This window comes from Fusobacteria bacterium ZRK30, assembly GCA_024628785.1.
Taxonomy (GTDB): domain Bacteria; phylum Fusobacteriota; class Fusobacteriia; order Fusobacteriales; family Fusobacteriaceae; genus Psychrilyobacter.
Genome location: CP102404.1, coordinates 250,232 through 269,578, shown reverse-complemented (window position 1 = coordinate 269,578; position 19,347 = coordinate 250,232). Strand labels below are relative to the sequence as shown.

Annotated in this window: 19 protein-coding genes; 12 read left to right on the top strand and 7 right to left on the bottom strand. The window is 33.7% G+C overall.

Annotated features, from left to right (window positions below; genetic code table 11):
- The first annotated feature begins 91 nt into the window (after window positions 1–91).
- The 8 genes from NRK67_01355 (at window position 92) to NRK67_01320 (ending at window position 7,564) form a co-directional block, all read left to right on the top strand.
- Window positions 92–1,621, top strand: coding sequence for a rhodanese-like domain-containing protein (locus NRK67_01355; GenBank protein UUV17509.1), 1,530 nt, complete (start codon window positions 92–94; stop codon window positions 1,619–1,621).
- Between the two features lie 708 nt (window positions 1,622–2,329).
- Window positions 2,330–3,004 carry a TVP38/TMEM64 family protein gene (locus NRK67_01350; GenBank protein ID UUV17749.1) on the top strand — a complete coding sequence of 225 codons (675 nt, stop codon included), beginning with the start codon at window positions 2,330–2,332 and terminating at the stop codon, window positions 3,002–3,004.
- A gap of 12 nt (window positions 3,005–3,016) precedes the next feature.
- Window positions 3,017–3,838: a rhodanese-like domain-containing protein gene (locus tag NRK67_01345; GenBank protein UUV17508.1), complete on the top strand. Its 822-nt coding sequence runs from the start codon at window positions 3,017–3,019 to the stop codon at window positions 3,836–3,838.
- Window positions 3,839–3,841: 3 nt separating this feature from the next.
- Window positions 3,842–3,964: a rhodanese-like domain-containing protein gene (locus tag NRK67_01340; protein ID UUV17507.1), complete on the top strand. Its 123-nt coding sequence runs from the start codon at window positions 3,842–3,844 to the stop codon at window positions 3,962–3,964.
- A 249-nt stretch (window positions 3,965–4,213) separates the two neighbouring features.
- A complete protein-coding gene (locus NRK67_01335) occupies window positions 4,214–5,335 on the top strand; it encodes an ABC transporter substrate-binding protein (GenBank protein UUV17506.1) in 1,122 nt (373 codons plus the stop codon).
- Complete coding sequence (locus NRK67_01330) at window positions 5,304–6,179, top strand: ABC transporter permease subunit (GenBank protein UUV17505.1); 876 nt, start codon at window positions 5,304–5,306, stop codon at window positions 6,177–6,179. Before NRK67_01335 ends, NRK67_01330 begins: the two co-directional genes overlap by 32 nt.
- Window positions 6,180–6,205: 26 nt before the next feature.
- Window positions 6,206–6,958 carry an ABC transporter permease subunit gene (locus NRK67_01325; GenBank protein ID UUV17504.1) on the top strand — a complete coding sequence of 251 codons (753 nt, stop codon included), beginning with the start codon at window positions 6,206–6,208 and terminating at the stop codon, window positions 6,956–6,958.
- A gap of 24 nt (window positions 6,959–6,982) precedes the next feature.
- Window positions 6,983–7,564, top strand: coding sequence for a CDP-alcohol phosphatidyltransferase family protein (locus NRK67_01320; protein UUV17503.1), 582 nt, complete (start codon window positions 6,983–6,985; stop codon window positions 7,562–7,564).
- 80 nt (window positions 7,565–7,644) lie between these two features.
- Here NRK67_01320 and NRK67_01315 read toward each other — a convergent pair whose 3' ends face one another.
- Both NRK67_01315 and fdhD read right to left on the bottom strand, forming a co-directional pair.
- Window positions 7,645–8,427 carry a substrate-binding domain-containing protein gene (locus NRK67_01315; protein ID UUV17502.1) on the bottom strand — a complete coding sequence of 261 codons (783 nt, stop codon included), beginning with the start codon at window positions 8,425–8,427 and terminating at the stop codon, window positions 7,645–7,647.
- A 76-nt stretch (window positions 8,428–8,503) separates the two neighbouring features.
- Window positions 8,504–9,211 carry a formate dehydrogenase accessory sulfurtransferase FdhD gene (gene fdhD, locus NRK67_01310; protein ID UUV17501.1) on the bottom strand — a complete coding sequence of 236 codons (708 nt, stop codon included), beginning with the start codon at window positions 9,209–9,211 and terminating at the stop codon, window positions 8,504–8,506.
- A 250-nt stretch (window positions 9,212–9,461) separates the two neighbouring features.
- Between fdhD and fdhF the strand changes: the two genes are divergently transcribed.
- Together fdhF and NRK67_01300 are read left to right on the top strand one after the other, a co-directional pair.
- Window positions 9,462–12,134, top strand: a complete 2,673-nt coding sequence (gene fdhF / locus NRK67_01305; GenBank protein UUV17500.1) for a formate dehydrogenase subunit alpha — start codon at window positions 9,462–9,464, stop codon at window positions 12,132–12,134.
- Window positions 12,134–13,840, top strand: a complete 1,707-nt coding sequence (locus NRK67_01300) for a [FeFe] hydrogenase, group A (GenBank protein UUV17499.1) — start codon at window positions 12,134–12,136, stop codon at window positions 13,838–13,840. The genes fdhF and NRK67_01300 overlap by 1 nt, the downstream gene beginning before the upstream one ends.
- A gap of 92 nt (window positions 13,841–13,932) precedes the next feature.
- Here the strand turns inward: NRK67_01300 and NRK67_01295 are convergent, their stop codons facing one another.
- The gene (locus NRK67_01295) at window positions 13,933–14,655 is read right to left on the bottom strand and encodes a sulfite exporter TauE/SafE family protein (GenBank protein UUV17498.1); all 723 of its coding nucleotides are present in this window, start codon (window positions 14,653–14,655) and stop codon (window positions 13,933–13,935) included.
- 222 nt (window positions 14,656–14,877) lie between these two features.
- On the opposite strand from NRK67_01295, the gene NRK67_01290 reads away from it, so the two are divergent.
- The gene (locus NRK67_01290) at window positions 14,878–15,078 is read left to right on the top strand and encodes a hypothetical protein (GenBank protein ID UUV17497.1); all 201 of its coding nucleotides are present in this window, start codon (window positions 14,878–14,880) and stop codon (window positions 15,076–15,078) included.
- A 69-nt stretch (window positions 15,079–15,147) separates the two neighbouring features.
- Here NRK67_01290 and NRK67_01285 read toward each other — a convergent pair whose 3' ends face one another.
- The 3 genes from NRK67_01285 to NRK67_01275 all read right to left on the bottom strand — a co-directional run bounded on the left by NRK67_01285 (window position 15,148) and on the right by NRK67_01275 (window position 17,702).
- Window positions 15,148–16,569 carry a monomeric [FeFe] hydrogenase gene (locus tag NRK67_01285; GenBank protein ID UUV17496.1) on the bottom strand — a complete coding sequence of 474 codons (1,422 nt, stop codon included), beginning with the start codon at window positions 16,567–16,569 and terminating at the stop codon, window positions 15,148–15,150.
- Between the two features lie 230 nt (window positions 16,570–16,799).
- Complete coding sequence (locus NRK67_01280; GenBank protein UUV17495.1) at window positions 16,800–17,246, bottom strand: GNAT family N-acetyltransferase; 447 nt, start codon at window positions 17,244–17,246, stop codon at window positions 16,800–16,802.
- 3 nt (window positions 17,247–17,249) lie between these two features.
- Entirely contained in the window at window positions 17,250–17,702 is a 453-nt protein-coding gene (locus tag NRK67_01275; protein UUV17494.1) for a MarR family transcriptional regulator, read from the bottom strand.
- A gap of 194 nt (window positions 17,703–17,896) precedes the next feature.
- Between NRK67_01275 and NRK67_01270 the strand changes: the two genes are divergently transcribed.
- Window positions 17,897–18,787: a nucleoside hydrolase gene (locus NRK67_01270; protein UUV17493.1), complete on the top strand. Its 891-nt coding sequence runs from the start codon at window positions 17,897–17,899 to the stop codon at window positions 18,785–18,787.
- Between the two features lie 120 nt (window positions 18,788–18,907).
- Here the strand turns inward: NRK67_01270 and NRK67_01265 are convergent, their stop codons facing one another.
- On the bottom strand, window positions 18,908–19,267 hold the full coding sequence (locus NRK67_01265; GenBank protein ID UUV17492.1) for a winged helix-turn-helix transcriptional regulator: 360 nt from the start codon (window positions 19,265–19,267) through the stop codon (window positions 18,908–18,910).
- Window positions 19,268–19,347 lie beyond the last annotated feature (80 nt).

The following is a 19,347-nucleotide window of genomic DNA, read 5'->3' as shown; positions in this document are numbered from 1 at the left end:
AATTAATTTTATAAAGATTATATTAGGAATAAAAAATAATGTTAAAGAGTGAAGACCTGTACTTCCTCTGAATATAAAAAGGGAGAATATAATGAAAAAACTGCTAACCGTTATAATGTTTATAGCAATTTTTATGGTTGGAATGGCTAGTTCTCCAATCTCAAAAGATAACTCCGTATATGCAGGCAGTACCTTAGTAAATCCAGAGATGGCAAAAAAGATGGTAGAGTCTGAAAATGATTTAGTAATTTTAGATGTAAGAAAACGAGAAGATTTTGAAAAAGAACATATAGAAGGGTCCTATCAGATTTGGGAATCTGATTTTTCTGCTGATAAAGGGGAGTATAAATATGATGGTATGAGAGCTGCTCCTCAAAAGATAGCCGAAACATTGGGTTCATATGGAGTTACGACTAATACCCACATCCTGTTATTAGGTGGAGGGGAAGGCAGCGAAGCATATAGATTATGGTGGATATTGGATATGTATGGGCATAGGAATATATCCATGATCAACGGTGGGATAGACGGGTGGAAGTCAGCTGGACTAAAGGTAGTAGAGGGAGCTATGGCAAAACCAATGATTCCTGCAGTATATGAATTTGCGAATTCGGTAGATCTGTCTAAGTCGGCAAATTTAGAAGAAGTTAAAGCTGCCATAGCAGATGGTGGAGTGATATTAGATACAAGAACCTACCTTGAATCTGACGGGTTCATTCAAGAGGAAAAAATATTTGCTGTGGGAAGAATCCCAGGTTCATATAACATTCCCTGGGATTTGACGATAGATAAGGATAAAACATTTAAATCATATAAAATGATAAAAGGAATTTTTGATGAACAGGGAATTACTAAAGATATGCCGATTATTTTATATTCTCGATCAGGGATAGAGTCTGCCCGTATGGTTTTTGTATTGAGAGAGTTATTGGGATATAAAGATGTTGAAAATTATGATGGTTCATGGATCCAGTGGTCCTACGAATTGGCCCGGGGAAACGTTGAGATTGAGAAAGATAATACTTTTAAAGTTTTATTCAGCTACCTTGCAAAGAGGGAAAAGTTAGAAAGTGTAATTACTATGCTGGGAGTATGGGGACCCCTTGCTTATATATTGATGTATATCTTTATAACCCTTACGATTTCACCTGCTTTGCCTATAACAATAGCCGGAGGGATAATCTTTGGACCAGTAATGGGAGTTGTCTATACGGCTATTGGGGCAGGTATAGGACTTTCCTTATCTTTCTTAATCGCGAGATATGTTGCAAGGGAAGCTATTGAGAGAAAGTTTGGAAACACAGCTGTCTTTAAAAAGATAGATGAAGGGGTAAAAAAGGATGGATGGTTTATTTTAGCTGTAACGAGATTAATACCTATCTTTCCCTTTGGAATTCAAAATTATGTATATGGATTAACTTCTATTGGATTTATAAAATATGTTGTATTATCTATAATATTTATCCTTCCGGGAAGCTCTGTATATGTTATGTTGGCAGGAGCCTTTACATCTGGGGATAAGGCTATAGTTTTAAGATATTCAATCACAGCATCACTTATCTTTATGGGACTTATGGTGGTAACTAAGATTATCAAAAAAAAGATAGAACTTCAAAATTAAATAATTAAAATTTTGAGATATTAGATCTATTGAAAGTTAAAGAATTGTCTGCCTTTGGTAGGCAATTTTTATTTGTTGATAAATTAGATAAAAAATGGTATAAGTTATGTAAATAAATTTTTAAAGGAGAGGAATTATGTTTAAATTAAGATCTAATTGAGCCTGAGCAGCCGAGAAACTTCTGGATGAAGTTATAATGGAACTTTTAGAATCTGAAAAAGGATATATTAGGTAGTTTTTACTGCTTCAATATTATGAACATTTATTCTAATTCACTCTTTAACTTCCAACCTATTTTAAAATTATGATGGATATAAATAAACATATTAACGAGATATTTTGACCTTAATATTTTATCTATTCCTAAATAATTACTTTCGGAACTGTTCTGTTCCAACTAACAATCATTGTAAAAAATCAAGAAAATAAAAATTTAATTCTTAATGTATAAATATAATCTCCTTGATAAAGCAGGGGGACATTTGTGGTGTATTAAATTTGAAGTATTTTTAAAATTATTGATTAAAAACCTTCAAACCACAGATAATTCTAGAAAAAGGGAGATAAGATAGATTAAATTTAATGAGCCTTAAATGATGACAGGCATATAAATTTACATAAAATAAAGATGATTAATATATATAATAAAAATTATACTGGTATATGGAGGTTAATTAATTGAAGTATAGAAAAGAAAAGGGTATAAAAATAGGAGTTTTGATAGTCGTAATAGGGCTGTATTTATTAATACCAGCAGTTAAAATAAACGTCAATCAAGCTGTTTTTATCCTTAAAAATGTAGATGTTGATTTGGCAAGAGGTTATATCTTAGGATTTGGAATATGGGCACCAGTTGTATCATTTTTACTGATGATTCTTCAATCTATAGCAGCTCCTCTTCCTGCCTTTATAATAACTTTTGCAAACGCGGGTTTATTTGGGTGGGTAAAAGGGGCTATTCTTTCTTGGACAAGTTCTATGGCAGGGGCAGCTCTTTGTTTCTTTATTGCAAGGTTTTATGGTAGAGCAGTTGTAACAAAATTAACTGGTAGATATGCACTAGATAGTGTAGATGATTTTTTTGATAGATATGGGAAATATACAATATTAATAGCACGTTTATTACCATTTATTTCTTTTGATATTGTCAGTTATGCTGCCGGATTAACTTCTATGAGTTTTTTCAGCTTTTTTGTTGCAACGGGTATAGGACAACTTCCAGCAACGATAGTTTATTCGTATATTGGAAGTATGTTAACAGGGACAACTAAAACAATAGTAGTGGGACTACTTATGTTATTTGCAATAAGTACATTGATCTTTTTACTTAAAAAAGTTTGGAACGACAAAAAAGAAGCAAAAGATATAATTGATCTAAATTAAAAGGGGGAAGAAATGAAGAAAAATTACATCAAATTTGGACTGCTTATTTTATGTACGTTAACATTTATTTTGTTTAGTAGTTGTAATAAAACATCGACTGAGAAAATAAAAGAAATAGATCTATCGATATATGAAAAAGGAGATTATTTTATCAGTCCGCAAGAACTCAAGCCATTGTTGGGATCAGAAAATTTAATATTATTAGATTGTAATAATCCTAAAATATATGCTAAAGAACATATAAAGGGAGCAATCGGAATCGGGTTCCATGCTTTTTCAGAAAAAGTTGGGAAACCAGGAGACCCAGGTTGGGGGACTATAAAATCAAATGAGGAGTTAACTAAAAAACTTATTTCATTGGGAATAGATAATGAAAAAACAGTGGTACTTTACTCAGATCTATTTAAAGGTCCTGGTGCAGATGGCCGTGCAGTCTGGCAGTTAAGGTTAGCAGGACTGAATAACGTTAAAATCCTTCATGGAGGATCTAGTTATTGGAAAGAACTTGGCTATGAAATGACAAATGATATTACAGTTAAACCAAATCCTAGTTCGGGTATAACTTTAAAAGATTATGATAAAAGTTTTATGATAACAAAAGATGATCTTTTTGAAAATTTAGATAAAAAAATAGTTATTGATGTAAGAACTAAAAAAGAATTTGATGGGTCTCAAAATGCAGGGGAACCTAGAGGTGGTCATATAAAAGGAGCGAAGCATCTTGTTTGGACAGATCTATTAAATAAAAATGGGACTTTAAAGACACCAAAAGAAATAGAAGAGATAATGGGTAAGATGGGAATTTCTAAAAAAGATGATTTTACACTTTACTGAACTATGGGAATAAGATCGGGTTATGCAACTATGATCCTCAGAGCCGGGGGCTTTGAAAATGTGAAAAACTATGAAGGTTCTATCTATGAATGGAGTGGTGATAAAACTATGCCAATGGAAAAATAGAATTTAATAAGCTACTTTTGATATTTGGGCTGTAGATATATTTCTACAGCTTTTTTCTAACTTATCTCTAATAATCAGGCGTAGATATATTAGGTATGAAATTAAAATATCTAAAAAAATTATTAATAAATATTATGTTACTGATACAGTCTAAATATTTATTTAAAGGGGAATAAACACTCAGAATAGAAGGTATAATTATGGTATAATAGTGGAAAGAGCACAATTATTTAAAGGGGGAGAAGAGAAATGAAAAAATTAATGTTTCTATTAATATTAGTGAGTTTTTTATTGATAGGTTGTGGGAAAGAGGAAGAAGTATCCAAAAAAGACGTTTTGAACATGAGCTGGGAAGAGATTGAAAAAAATGCCGATGGACAGAGTGTTTCCATAACAATGTGGGGAGGAAGTAAGGAGATCAATAAATATTATGATGAATTTATAGCTCCTAATCTGAAAAAAGAATATAATGTAACTTTAAAGAGGGTACCGGTTACAGATATCAGACAGCCTCTGAATAAACTGGTTATCGAGAAAGAAGCCAATAAAATAAATGGAAGTACCGATGTTATCTGGCTCAATGGAGAAAATTTTAAATTTGCTAAAACCAATGGGATTTTATTGGGAGATATCAACTCTAAGTTACCAAATATAGAGGGAGTAGACCCAAATGCCTTAAGAAGTGATTTTGGTGAGCCGGTAGATGGACTGGAAGCACCTCTGGGACAGGCTAACTTTATAATGATAACAGAGGTAAAGAATCCTCCTAAAACAGCAGCAGAACTCCGATCATGGGTAATAAAAAATCCGGGAAGATTTACCTATTCCAACCCCAATGATTTTGTGGGAAATGCTTTTATAAGGACATTGGCTGTAGATATATTGGGAAGAGATGATTTTACAGTGGATGAGATGGGACCAGTATGGGATTACTTAAATGAAATAAAGCCCTATCTATGGAGGGAAGGAAAAACATATCCTGAATCTTCAGAAAGAAACCATGAATTATTTGTCAGTGGAGAGGTTGATTTTTCCATCAGCTACACTCCTAGTATTGTAGAGAATAAAGTGGCTTTAGGGGAGTTTCCTAAGGATACATATCCATATGTAATGAATGTAGGGAGTTTTACAAACAATCACTATCTGACTATAGCTAAAAATACACAAAATCCAGAAGCAGCTTTGGTTTTTATAAACTATATGATCTCCAATGCCCCTCAAGAGGAAAAGATGAAGTCTTCAGTCTGGGGAGACGGTGCAGTTACCAAAAAATTGAAGGAAGAGTTGTTTACACCTCAATTGGAGGAGTTATCTCCAGAGGTAACAGAAGGGATAAAAGATGAATGGTATGAAAAAGTGGCAAAGGGTTAAGAAACATCTGGGAATCCTGCCCAGCATCATTGTGATGTCGGTATTATTTTGGAGCGGAATATTGAAGTCTTTTCAGCAGATATTTAACTATAAATTGCTGGAAAAAGTAATAAATAAGGGAGAATTTTTAAATTCTCTGGTTTATACAGCTAAATTAAGTCTGTGCTCCATAATTTTAGTGGGAGTAATATCTCTTTTGGGGATATATGTACTCTACCTTCTCAGTACAGAGGTCGATCTGGCAAAATTAAATGGGATTAAGATGTTTATTCTGTCACCTATGTATATTCCCTATCTCTTAGGAGGATATATGATCTCGACCCTGATTGGCCAGAGTGGTATGATCTCTACTCTATGTTATAGATTGGGATGTATTCATAAGATGGATGAATTTCCGATTTTGGTCAATGAGAGTCATGGATATTCAATCATATTAACCTATGGGTGGAAGGCCAGTCCCTTTGTGATCCTTATGGTTTATTCAACGATGATAAAGATAAACAATGAGTGGCTGGATGTAGCTAAAGTGTATGGGGTAAATAGATATCATTTTTTTAAAGAGGTAGTATTTCCAATAATTTTCCCTATCTATTTGAGTTCATTGTTTGTAGTTTTTGCTCATATATTTGCTTCATTTGAAGTTCCATATCTTTTGGGAGTAACGTACCCTAGGACTCTTCCGGTTTTAGCCTATGAAAAATATGCAAGAAATAGTATAGTTCACAGGGGAGAGGTAATGGTCATAAATAGTATAATCATATTGTTAACAGTCGGTGTGGCACTAATTATCTATAAACTAAATAGATCACTGGGAGAAAGGGTGGAATTAGAATTAGAAAAATAATTATAATAGCAGGACTGGTATTTATATTGGTAGTTTTATTCCCGTTTATCCCCTTGGTTCTAGGTTCTGTATCTAGCGGATGGAGATTTGGAGAGATACTGCCTTCTAATTATTCCATGGATGGATATGAATATGTATTAAAAAATAGATCCACGTGGGTTGGGATGGGATATAACTTATCCATTGCCTATACAGTGGCTGTAATCAATCTGTTTCTGGCTATACCTGCAGCTAGATTTTTATTCAGAAAAAAAAGCAGATTTAAAGGAATTTATATGGTAATTTTATTTGCCCCCCTAATAATCCCATCTCTGTCATCTGTGTTGGGAATCCATTACAGTATGATAATTTATGGATTAACAGACAACTTATTAGGAGTGATCCTGGTCAACATAATACCTAGTTTTCCCTATGTACTTCTAAGTCTTTATGGGAGTTTTAAAGGATTTCCCAAAAGACTGGAAGAATCGGCACTTATTGATGGTGTCTCGAAATTTCAGATGTACAGGTATATTATCCTGCCCATATTGCTTCCCGGGATATTGATCGGTTCAACAATATCGATATTGATATCTCTGTCAGAATATATACTGACCCTTCTAATAGGAGGAGGAGAGATAATTACTCTGCCAATCTTGATGTTTCCATATTTAAGCAGCGGAGATAAGGTTGTGGGGGCGGTATATGCTATCCTATTTATCCTATTTAATGTTATTGGGATTTTAGTGTTTGAATTGGGAATAAGGTTTGGATTGAAAAAAATTACAAAGGTAAGGTAGTAGAAAGTTATTGAGGGAGGAAAGATGTTAGATACACACGGAAGAAAATATGTACAACCAATAATTAAATCTTTTGCAGCTGGATTTATAAAGGCAGGGGTCAGTGCCAATCAAGTTACGGTTATGGCTCTAGTATTGGGGCTTAGTGTCCCCCTGTCTATATACTTAGGTTATTCATTGGTAGGAGTGACTCTGTTATGGATGTCGGGACTTTTAGATGCTGTAGATGGGACCATTGCCAGATCAAAGGGATCCAACCTTTTTGGAGCACTTATGGATATTACCTTTGACAGGATAGTGGAGATTGGAATAATGTTAGCCCTAGCCATGAAATATCCAGAAAGTAATTTTTTATTTTTTCTCCTTGCATCTAGTATCATAATCAGTATGACTATATTTTTAACGGTGGGAACGCTGTCTACAAAAATAAGTGAAAAATCTTTTTATTATCAGGCTGGTTTAGCAGAAAGAACGGAAGGTTTTATATTTTTTTCAGGGATGATCTTATTTCCCCAATACTTAAATATCATAATAACTATATTTATCTTGATAATAATTTTTACTGCCGGCCAGAGGATGGCAGAAGCCAGAAAGATATTAAAATAAGTAAATTAAAATATAAAAAAGAGGAGTATCTATCCAAAAATTTGGGAGATACTCCTCTTTTTTATATTTTTTTTTAAAATCTATTCAACTATGAATAGAGGCATTTTGAATTCTTCTACCCCGTATGTAGAGATAAGTTTTTTAGTTTCCTTAGATGTGATCCAGTTCATAAATATTTTAGCATTTTTATAGTTGATCATCTTATTTTTATCTGGATTTATAGTAATAACACTGTATTCATTTATTAAGTTTTTGTCGTTGTTTACTTTGATATCTAAATTTAACTTGTCCTTAAGGTGAAGGTAAGTAGACATGTCTGTAAGGGTATAACATCCTTTTTCACTGGCAATTTTAAGGGTAGCAGCCATACCATTTCCACTTGACATATACCAGTCTTTATCTGTATTTATACCTTCGTTTTTCCAAAGAGAAATTTCTTTTTTATTTGTACCTGAGTCATCTCCTCTAGATACAAATTTATATTTATTTTTATCTATCTTATTAAGTGCATCGTGTAAATTTTTGAATTCTTTTCCATCTTCAGGTCCTACAACAATGAAAAAGTTGTGCATGAATTGAATTCTATCTATTCCATGTCCGGCTTTGATAAATTTAAGTTCAGATGTTTTAGCATGAACAAGAAGAGCATCTACTTCACCGTCTTCTCCCATCTTAAGAGCACGACCTGTACCAACTGCTACAAATTTAACATCAATTCCAGTTTCTTTTTCAAATTCAGGTAATATATAGTCTAAAAGACCACTATCTCTAACACTGGTAGTAGTTGCTAACAGAAGTTGATCTGAAGCTCCAAAACTAGCTAGTGATATTAATAACAAAAGTGTAAAAATAATTTTTTTCATGGTATCCTCCAATAAAATAAGTACGACAATAAAATGGCAGAAATATTTTTGACTGTATCTATAAATTTAGTTTGTACTACTTTAATATTCGATCTTCATTTACATAGATAATGGGTTCGCTGGCCATTATTCTTCCAATGACTGTAATCCCATTTTGCCTGGCTAATTCTAAAGCTGAACTTGTAGGAATACTCCTGGTTACAACTACAGGAATTTTTGCACCGGCACATTTTAATACCATATCGGTAGATATTCTGCCGGTAGAAATGATTGCACTATTTTCTAAATCATAGTTTTTAATGAGACAAGCTCCTATGATCTTATCTACGGCATTATGCCTGCCTACATCTTCAATAGCTATTATATCTTTTTTTGCATTGTACACAGCGCAGCTGTGCATCCCCCCTGTTTCCTGGTGTTTTACTGCTAATTTAAACATTTTTATGGTTGCATTTTTTAATGCTTTCAGATCAAAGGAGGTATGGGATTCTACAACTTGATCTAGTTTCAGATTAAAGTTTGGGGAACTGCCGCATGAGCTCGATAATACCGTGCTTAAAGAAAGATCCTCCTTCAAAGAGATAAATTCAGATGTGATATAGATATTTTTTAAACTATTACAAACTCTGATAGAATCGATATCATCGATATCTGCAATAAGATTTCGTGTGTACAGGTGACCTATAGCCAATGCCTTTAAATTATCGGGAGTACACATAAAGGTTATAAATTTTGTATTGTTTATAAACATGGTGACATTGATTTCTTCGCAAACTGGATACATAGTTTTATTTTCCCCTTTTTTATTTTTGGTAATTATACCATTTTTAAGGTATGAATGTTAAATTAAATTAAAATAATCTTAAAAAATACGAAAAAGTGTTAAGCTGTATGCAAAAAATGTTAATCTATATGCAAAAAAATATTGATTTATTTTAGTCTAGGAGGTAAACTTATCTCTGTGAATGTGAAATTTTTAAGTAGCAAAGGAAAAATTAAATTGTTTTTTAAGTTTTATAGGAGGATATCTTAAGATGGTTAAGATTAATATCAATGGTCAAGAAGTAAAAACTTCAAAAGATACGACCATTTGCCAGGCGGCAGAATCAGCAGGACACATTATACCAACATTCTGTTATGATGAAAGATTTGAAACAGAAGATAAGTGCGGGATATGTGTTGTAGAGTGTAATGGTGAAATAGTAAAGGGATGTTCTGTAGAAGTAGAAGAGGGATTAGAGATAAAAACTCATACTCCGGAGATCATAGAAAAGAGAAGAGAGATATTAGAATCGATAATAGTAGATCATCCATTGGACTGTCTGGTATGTAAAAAATCAGGGCATTGCAAATTACAGGATTACTGCTATGAATATGGGGTAGAACAAAGACATAATGAATGCAGAGAGGAACTTTCTTTAGATAGAAGTAATCCATTTTATGATATAGATCCAAATAAATGTATCTCATGTGGAAAATGTGTAGAGGTATGCAAAACACAACAATGTAACGATGTATTAACTTTAGATAGTGATAAAAAGAGGGTAAAGGTAGCAGGAGGCACAGTAACAAATAATTCTGACTGTGTATTTTGCGGGAACTGTGTAAGTGTCTGTCCTGTAGGGGCTCTTCAGGCCAAGGAAAAGACAAAATATAGAAATTGGGAAGTAAAAAAAACCCAGACAACTTGTTCATACTGTGGAGTCGGGTGCCAATTTGATCTTATTACCAAAAAAGATAAGGTAGTAGGAGTAGAACCGGTACTTGCCAGCCCCAACGATGGATTATTGTGTGTAAAGGGGAAATTCGGGTATAAATTTATAGATCATCCAGAGAGATTAAAGACACCTTTAATCAAAGAAAATGGTGAATTTAGAGAGGCTACCTGGAAGGAAGCATATGAATTATTCGTATCTAAGGCCAATGGAATAAAGGAAGAATTCGGTCCCGAAGCACTTGGAGGATTAGCTTCTGCCAGATGTACCAATGAAGATAACTTTTTATTTCAAAAATTAATGAGAGTTTCAATGGAAACCAATAATATAGATCACTGTGCCCGTCTCTGACATTCTGCAACAGTTGCCGGGCTTGCAACTACATTAGGAAGTGGAGCTATGACAAATAGTATCCAGGAAGCAAAAGATTCGGATTTAATCTTTATAATTGGATCAAACCCAAGGGAAAATCATCCTGTAATAGGAGCTAAGATAAAACAAGCAAAGAGAAATGGATCCAAAATAATATTGGCTGATCCGAGGGAAATAGACCTGTCGGAAGAGGCTGACGTATATATGCAGGTAAATGTAGGAGCTAATATAGCTCTTATAAATGGAATGATTCATGTAATTATTTCAGAGGATTTAGTTAATAATGACTATATTAAAAACCATACAGAAGGGTATAAAGAGTTAAAGGAAATGGTGAAAAAATATACTCCTCGTATGGCTTCAGAAATATCTGGAGTAGCTCCTGAAAAAATAGTAGAAGCTGCCAGACTGTATGCAACAGGGAAAGCTTCTTCAATATATTATGCCATGGGGATAACTCAGTTTAAAACTGGTACAAATGCTGTAATAGCACTATCAAACCTGGCTTTAATAACAGGACAGATAGGAAGACCTGGAACAGGAATCAACCCTTTGAGAGGACAAAATAATGTACAGGGATCATGTGATATGGGTGCATTCCCAGATACGCTCCCTGGATATAAGAGTATTAAGGATGAAAAGTTCAGGAAATTATATAAAGAAGAGTGGGGTGTTGAACTACCTTCGAAAGTAGGGTTAACTATAACGCAAATCATGGATGCAGCTCATCATAAGGATCTTAAATTCTTATTTATTATGGGGGAAAACCCGGTTGTATCTGATCCGGATACAACTCATATCATTCAATCCTTAGAATCTTTAGATTTTTTGGTAGTTCAGGATATCTTTATGACAGAAACTGCTAAATATGCAGATCTTATCTTACCGGCACTGTCATTTGCTGAAAAAGACGGTACATTTACAAATACCGAAAGAAAGGTACAGAGGGTAAGAGCTGCTGTAAAAGGCCGTGGAAAAGCCAAGGCTGACTGGTTAATATTTATGGAGCTTATGAATGAATTTGGATATGATGTTCATTATGACAGTCCCGCAGATATTATGGATGAGATGGCCAGACTGATACCTCAATATGCAGGAATATCTTATGACAGGATAGAAAAAGAAGGATTACAATGGCCTGTAAAGGATAAAAATCATCCTGGGACGCCTATCCTTCATGTAGACGGACCTATGAGAGGTAAGGGATTAATAGTTCCTGTAGAATATGATCTGCCAGCAGAGATAGTAGATGAGAAATATCCATATGTATTGACTAATGGTAGAAATCTATATCACTATCATACTAGAACTATGACTGCCAAAACTGAAGGGCTCCATGAAAAATCACCGGAATCTTATATCGAGATAAACCCGTTAACTTGTGAAGAGATAGGGGTAAAAGACGGGGAGATGGTAACTGTAACCTCTAGAAGGGGTGCTGTTCAGACAAGGGTTCTTGAAACTAAAAAGATCTTAAAGGGAACTGTATTTATGCCTTTCCATTTTGCAGAAGGGTCAGCAAATATGTTAACAGGAACAGAAGCTTTAGATGAAAAATCCGGTGAACCGGAATTAAAATTAGTAACTGTATCTATAGAAAAATATGAGGTGAAAAAATAATGGAAGTAAAAGTTATAATAAATCAAAAAAAATCTATATTTGATACAGAAAAAACTCTTCTACAAAATATAAATGAAATGGGAATAGAGATCCCCACTCTATGTCATCATGAAGACATAAGTCCTGCAGGAGTATGTAAGGTCTGCTCGGTAGAGGTTGTAGGAAGAGGACTAGTTACAACTTGTGATAACTACCCTGAAGCCGGAATGGAATTAAACACTCATTCAGATGAGGTGGAAGAATATAGAAAAGACAGGATTAAAGAGATCTTGAAGGATCATTCCAATGACTGTCTGACTTGTGAAAAAGCAATGGGAGACTGTGAGTTACAAAATATATCCTATGAATATGGTGTAGAAAACAGGGGAGACGGAACCCGTGAAAAGTTAGCTATAGACAATTCATCAGATGCATTTGTCAGAGATATGAATAAATGTATAAAATGCCAAAAATGTGTAAAAGTATGTGATGAGATCCAGGGAATTGGAGTTTATTGTGTAGAAGAGGACGGATCTATAGGAATGACCCACGGGAAAGTGGCTGAAACTGATTGTATCTCATGCGGGCAGTGTGTCAAAATATGTCCAGTAGGAGCACTTCATGAAAAGATAGATCTAAAGAATTTAAACTATGATCTTAAAAATCCTATGAAACATATAGTTGTTCAAATGGCACCGGCTATTAAAAATACCATAGGAGAGGAATTTGGTATCTTACCGGGGACTGATATAACTAAAAGAATGGTGGCAGCTCTAAAAGATCTGGGATTTGACAGAGTTTTCTCCACAGATTTTAGTGCTGATGTAACTATTATGGAAGAGGGGACAGAGTTTTTAGACAGGTTTACAAATGGCGGAAAATTACCTATGTTTACATCTTGCTGTCCAGGGTGGATAAATTATGCTGAGATCAACCATCCTGAATTTTTAGATAATTTATCTTCTTGTAAGTCTCCTCAGCAAATATTCGGGGCTCTGTCTAAAAGTTATTATTCAAAGATATCAGGAGTAGAGCCTTCTGAGGTATATTCAGTATCTATAATGCCTTGTACTGCTAAAAAAGATGAAATTATAAGGGATACAATGGTAGATCATGATGGAAATAAAGATGTTGATATGGTAATAACAACAAGGGAACTGGCAAAATTATTCAGATTGAACAAAATAAATTTAGCTGACTATGAAAAGGAAGAGGAATTTGATCAGCTCCTTGGAGAGGGAACAGGAGCGGCTAGGATATTTGCTTCCACTGGTGGAGTAATGGAAGCAGCTCTTAGAACAGTTTCCGATGTATTGGGAGAAACCACTCATTCATTGGAATATAGAGAGGTAAGAGGATTTGAAGGGGTAAGAAGAGCAAACCTTGTCTTAGCAGGGAAAGAAGTAAATGTTGCAGTAATAAATGGAATTAAAAATGCAACTCCATTTTTAGAATCAATAAAAAAAGGTGAAACAACAGTTGATTTTATTGAAGTAATGGCCTGTGTCGGAGGATGTTTAAATGGGGGAGGAGCCCCTGCCCCAGACAATATGAGAGTTGTTGCAGACAGAAAAATAGGGTTATATGATTCAGATGAAAAATCTGCTTTAAGAAAATCTCATGAAAATATAGAGGTAAAAAAACTTTATGAGGATTATTTGGGTAAACCTGGGGGACATAAGAGTCACCACCTGTTACATACCCACTATAAACCTAGAAATAAATAAATTTATTGAAAGAGGGCTATATAATATAGCCCTCTTTTGATTATATATATTTCCATCTCTATTTTTTAAAATAAGTGTATTGAATTTACTATCTATCCAAATAACTTCCATACTATATTCAATCCCATCACTGGTATAGCAAAGTTAATTACTCTCTTAAAGAGTCTTTCCTCCACTTTTGTTGAGGCATATACCCCTATTGCAGTGCCAATAATCACATGGGGAAGATAGGTCCAAATTATCTTAAGATTTTCAGGAGTATAAAACCCCTTATAGACATAGGTAAGGATAGCTACGATATTTAGAGTAAAAAAGTAAGATGACAGTGTTGCCTTAAACTGGGATCTGTTTAGATCTATATTTGACAGGAATACCAGAACCGGAGGTCCTGAAATACCGCCAATTCCATTTAAAACTCCAGAGACTGCTCCTACAGGGAGATAGTACTTTTCTGGTTTTTTAAAATTAATTCTTATTCCGAAGTTATTGATGATCCCTACTATTATAAGTAATACCCCGATAACCAGCTTCAAAATATACTCATTTATAATCTGAAGGTAGGATACCCCTAGAAAGGTAAAAATAATTGCTGAGATTAACAGGGGAACTATCTTTTTCAACTTAGTATCTCTATAGTATTTTCTAACGATAATTCCATTTATTACAAGGCTGTAGGTCACAGTTATAATTATGATTAACTTGGTATCTAAAAATAGTGAAAGTAATGGAATTGCTACTAAAGAAAACCCAAAACTGGTAAATCCCTGAACAAAGGTTGAAAAAAAGAAGGTTGCTCCAATATATACAAATTCCATAATATCCTCCCAAACAATTTAATTAAGATAAATTATATCATATTCGTTTAATTTTTTATATTTCTTTTGCCTCTGTAAGTTTCTAAATGAAATTTTCTAGTAGTTTTTAAACCCAGTTAATTACACAATTTAAAATTGGAATAATTTATATATTTAAATGAAAGGAAATAGAATATATATGAATATAATAGCACTAGAAAATTATATTAAGGGGGGGGATATATGTTTTATTTTATCAATGTAAATAACCAGGAGGTGCATCGAAAGGACTATAGTTGTCTGCTTATAGGTAATAAGGTAATTTTAAGTGAGTTTGCATCTTTAGGTGAAGCGGTTACGGGAGCAAAAAAACAGGGATATCATAGGGCAAAAAGTTGTTACTTTTGCTCCGATACACCTATGATAAAAGCAAAATTTCTCTGATAGGAAAATTAGAAATTTAGAATACAAAAGAGGCTTCCATATGGAAGCCTCTTTTGTATTCACTAATATCTATCTTTTTAATTTTGTAAGCATTGCTTTTGCCACGAGAGGTTTTTGAATTACACTTGGTCCGCATATACATCCACCTTTACATCCCATACCCTCCAACAATGTATTTGACTTAGCTAATCTAAATTGTTTAAAGGCTTGAGCACCTTCCTTAATTCCATCCATTTGAATTAATTGAAGTTCCTTTTCACACTTGTTTACCACAGCCTGTGCAACTCCTCCACTTTTAGCAAAATTCCAACCATCGTAACTTCCTTCAATTTTATCACTTGCCAAAGTTTTAATATCAATTCCTCTGGCATCTGTCCATGATAATATATCTGTAAAAGTTAACACGTTGTCTACTACCCCATATTTTACAGCCTCTACCTTTTTAGCAGTACAAGGTCCTATAAATACTATCTTATATTTAGGATCTTCCTCTTTAAGTTTTTTAGCCAGAGCCATCATAGGAGAATCTACATGTGATATGTATTTTGCCATATCCGGCTGATGGAGTTTTATATATTCATAGAAAGCCGGGCAGCAAGAAGTAGTCATTTTTTCCTCTCTTCTCTCCATTTCACTGGCTTCTTCATCAATGACCATATCTGCACCCAGTGCTACTTCAACTGATTTGGTAAATCCAAGCTCTAGAAATAATGATTTTATTTTTTCTAAAGTAATACCTGCACCAAATTGTGTAATTATTGAAGGTGCAAACATTGCAACAACTTTATTGTTATTTTTTATATGAGATACAACATCTATCAGATGGGTTGGGGACTCTATAGCACCAAATGGACAGGCAGAATGGCATGCTCCACATGAAACACATTTGCTTCTATCTATACTAGCTACACCTTTTTCGTTAGCTTTTATAGCTCCCACACCGCATGCTTTTTCACAAGGTCTTGATAGTTTAACTATTGCAGAATAATCACATGCTTTTTCACAAAGTCCGCAGCCAACACATTTTTCTGCATCTATTATAGCTCTTCCATTAGAAAAGGTAATTGCATCTTTAGGACATACTGCGTCACAAGAGTGAGCTATACAATTTCTACAAAGATCTGTTGCATAATATTGACCACTTGGACATTGATCGCATGCCTCTTCTATAACTTCCACAGCGTGGTCTCTTCCTTCATACTCAGCAGGAATTTTTTCACAATTAAACTTCTTTTTTAAAAGGTCTAATAACTCAAAAAGTTCCATATCTCTAACTTTATAGATATTGAGATTTAAATATACTTTTATTCTCTGTTTTAAAACCTCTCTTTCTCTGTAAATTGAATCTCTATAGGTTGGTTTTTCCCCACTTAACAGCATCTTAGGCAATTTAGTAAGTTCTTCTAATAACACTCCATTTTCATAAAGATCTACGATTGCCTGCAGAGTAAGCTTCCTTAACTCCTTAACTGAATTTAATTTTATGCTCATATTTCCTCCCAATTATTAAAATATTTGTATTTATTGTAATTATATACTCATTTAAGAGTTGTGTAAAGTAAAATTAAAAAATAATTAAGTCAGACTTAAATGGTTAAAGGGAGAAGTTTTTAAGTGTTGTATTTTTTTAATAAAAAAAGACCTCTTTACGTTAAGAAATCACCATTTTGGTCACAACTTAATATGAAGAGGCTTGGATAGATCTAATTAAAAATTAGAGTTTATTTCTTACTATACGTCATATCTAAATGGGGAATCCCATCCTCTGAATAAACTTCAGAAACGGCTTTAAAACCTAAACTTTCATAGAAATTTTTCAAATAATTTTGGGCTCCTATGGTTATTTTATCTTCATTCCAGTTATTGATTATATAATCTATTCCGGCACAAACAATTTTTCTGGCTAAGCCTCTATTCCTTGCTTCAGAAGTTACTAAAACTCTTCCTATAGAAGCGTCGTTATATGAAATTCCTGGTTTTATAATCCTTAGATAGGCTATAATTTTATCATCTTCTTCGATCATAATATGAATAGATTCGATATCTTTACCATCTTCATCGTTGTAGACGCAATTTTGTTCCACTACAAAAACTTCTGATCTTACCCTTAGTATTTCATATACTTCCCTTCCTGTAAGTTCGTCAAATTTTTTAATCTTTAAATTCATCTTTTAATACCTCCTTTTATTTCCCTTCTTTATATCTTTCCATTCTTTTTCAATATTTACTCTCATCCTATGGAGAAGTTCAAAAATCATCTCTTTTTCCTCTGTACTCATTCCTTCCATGGCTGACTCTACTGTATATTCTTCCTCTCTTTGAAGAAAGGGATAGATCTCCTTTCCCTTGGAGGTACAATAGAGTTTTAGTTCCTTTTTATTGTTTTCACTTTTTGTTTTTTTTACTAATTCCATTTCTACCAGTTTTTTTATTGCTTTGGCTGCAGTGGTCCTGTCCACTTTGAGCATATCGGCCACCCTTTCCTGAATAATCCCCGGATTTTCATATATCCTCACTAGATACAGGTACTGTCCCTTGGCAAGATTGATCTCCTTAAATTCAATATCGCTAATGGTTGCGGTGCATCGGGCTATCATTCCGATCTCTCTAAATATTTTTTTCATGAAATCTCCTTTCTATTTTTTATTTATTAAAATAAGATATCATATTTTTGTTGAATTTTCAACAAAAAAGTTTTTTTAATATAAACATTTGAGGAATATAAAAATAGAATTTTTTAAATTAAAATCTGAATCTGGATTTATTGAGAAACAAACTTTGATATGATACTATGTTATAAAAGAAAGAGGAGGATTATATGCAAAAAATAATATTAGACTGTGACCCTGGGATGGATGACGCCTTAGCCATTATAATAGGCTTAGCAGATAAGAGTATAGACATGCTGGGAATAACTACGGTGGCAGGGAATGTAGAACTTTCTCATACAACAAGAAATGCATTAAATCTTTTGGAATATTTAAATGAAGATATAGATGTGTACAGTGGATCAAAAAAACCATTGACAAGAGATCTACATACTGCGACTGAATTTCATGGGGAAACAGGGATGGGAGATATAGAACTGCCAAATTCATCTAAAAGAGTCTTTGAAGGATATTCGGAATTTTATTTGAAGTGTGCCAAAACATATCCTCAGGAGGTTGAACTAGTTGCAGTGGGTCCACTAACAAATGTTGCCAATGCATTGGTTAAATATCCGGAATTAAAAAAACTTTTAAAGGGTATAACTATTATGGGAGGATCCCTTTGTGGCGGAAACATAACTCCCTATGCAGAGTTTAATATATTTGTCGATCCAGAGGCGGCTAATATAGTATTTAATTCAGGATTAGAAGTAAAGATGATTGGATTAGATGCTACTATGAAGGGGCAGTTTGCAGCTGATGAATTGGAGGAGATCAGAAAATCTGATTCTAAATACAGCAGGGTAACTATGGAAATTTTTGACTCAATGTTTAGAGTGAGGGAAAAAATTGGGATGACAAGTGTGGTATTCCACGATACTATAGCCTTGATTGCACCTATATATAATGAGGCTTTTAAGTTTGAAGAGAAAAAAGTATTAGTTGGAATAGAGGAAAAGAGGGGAGAAACTGCTGAAAATTTTAAAGGTGGGAAAATACAGGTAGCAGTTGATTTTAATAAAGACTGGTTTAAAAAATATTTAATTGAAACATTAAAATAAAAAAAAGGTAGTTTTTGTATTCTGCAGAAACTACCTTTTTTTATATACAGCAATATGGTATTTTGTAAAATCATCTTACTATATTTAAAAATTAAATAAGTTATGATACTGTTTCTGATTTTACGATTTTATATCATTGTCAGTTACTTCAACTCCATTCTTGATCATATGCCTAAATGACCATTCGTGCATTTGTTTAATGAATGGAATGACTGTTTTCCCGTACTCTGAAATTGAATACTCGACTCGGGGTGGCACCTCGTCATAAGATTTTCGTGTAATCAGTTCGTCCTGCTCAAGTTCTTTTAGCTGTTGTGCCAGAACCTTAGCAGAAATTTTAACGCAACGTCTTTTAAGTTCTCCAAACCGCTGGCTACCATCCATCATAAGTGTCCATAACAAACGCATTTTCCACTTTCCGCCGATAATATCCATCATAAGATCGATAGTACAGTTATAATCTTTTCCACGTATATGCATTTATTTCACCTCCTATTAACAGCAGATCAGGTAAAACTCTACTTGCATGCAGAGCTTGATTTTATTGTGTTAGATCCATT

Coding starts and splice junctions, on each gene's coding strand:
- NRK67_01285 (UUV17496.1), bottom strand. CDS start 16,569: ATGAGCATAAAATTAAATTCAGTTAAGGAGTTAAGGAAGCTTACTCTG.
- NRK67_01340 (UUV17507.1), top strand. CDS start 3,842: ATGGGAATAAGATCGGGTTATGCAACTATGATCCTCAGAGCCGGGGGC.
- NRK67_01295 (UUV17498.1), bottom strand. CDS start 14,655: ATGGAATTTGTATATATTGGAGCAACCTTCTTTTTTTCAACCTTTGTT.
- NRK67_01345 (UUV17508.1), top strand. CDS start 3,017: ATGAAGAAAAATTACATCAAATTTGGACTGCTTATTTTATGTACGTTA.
- NRK67_01300 (UUV17499.1), top strand. CDS start 12,134: ATGGAAGTAAAAGTTATAATAAATCAAAAAAAATCTATATTTGATACA.
- fdhD (UUV17501.1), bottom strand. CDS start 9,211: ATGTATCCAGTTTGCGAAGAAATCAATGTCACCATGTTTATAAACAAT.
- NRK67_01290 (UUV17497.1), top strand. CDS start 14,878: ATGTTTTATTTTATCAATGTAAATAACCAGGAGGTGCATCGAAAGGAC.
- NRK67_01280 (UUV17495.1), bottom strand. CDS start 17,246: ATGAATTTAAAGATTAAAAAATTTGACGAACTTACAGGAAGGGAAGTA.
- NRK67_01355 (UUV17509.1), top strand. CDS start 92: ATGAAAAAACTGCTAACCGTTATAATGTTTATAGCAATTTTTATGGTT.
- NRK67_01320 (UUV17503.1), top strand. CDS start 6,983: ATGTTAGATACACACGGAAGAAAATATGTACAACCAATAATTAAATCT.
- NRK67_01275 (UUV17494.1), bottom strand. CDS start 17,702: ATGAAAAAAATATTTAGAGAGATCGGAATGATAGCCCGATGCACCGCA.
- NRK67_01330 (UUV17505.1), top strand. CDS start 5,304: ATGAATGGTATGAAAAAGTGGCAAAGGGTTAAGAAACATCTGGGAATC.
- NRK67_01270 (UUV17493.1), top strand. CDS start 17,897: ATGCAAAAAATAATATTAGACTGTGACCCTGGGATGGATGACGCCTTA.
- NRK67_01315 (UUV17502.1), bottom strand. CDS start 8,427: ATGAAAAAAATTATTTTTACACTTTTGTTATTAATATCACTAGCTAGT.
- NRK67_01265 (UUV17492.1), bottom strand. CDS start 19,267: ATGCATATACGTGGAAAAGATTATAACTGTACTATCGATCTTATGATG.
- NRK67_01335 (UUV17506.1), top strand. CDS start 4,214: ATGAAAAAATTAATGTTTCTATTAATATTAGTGAGTTTTTTATTGATA.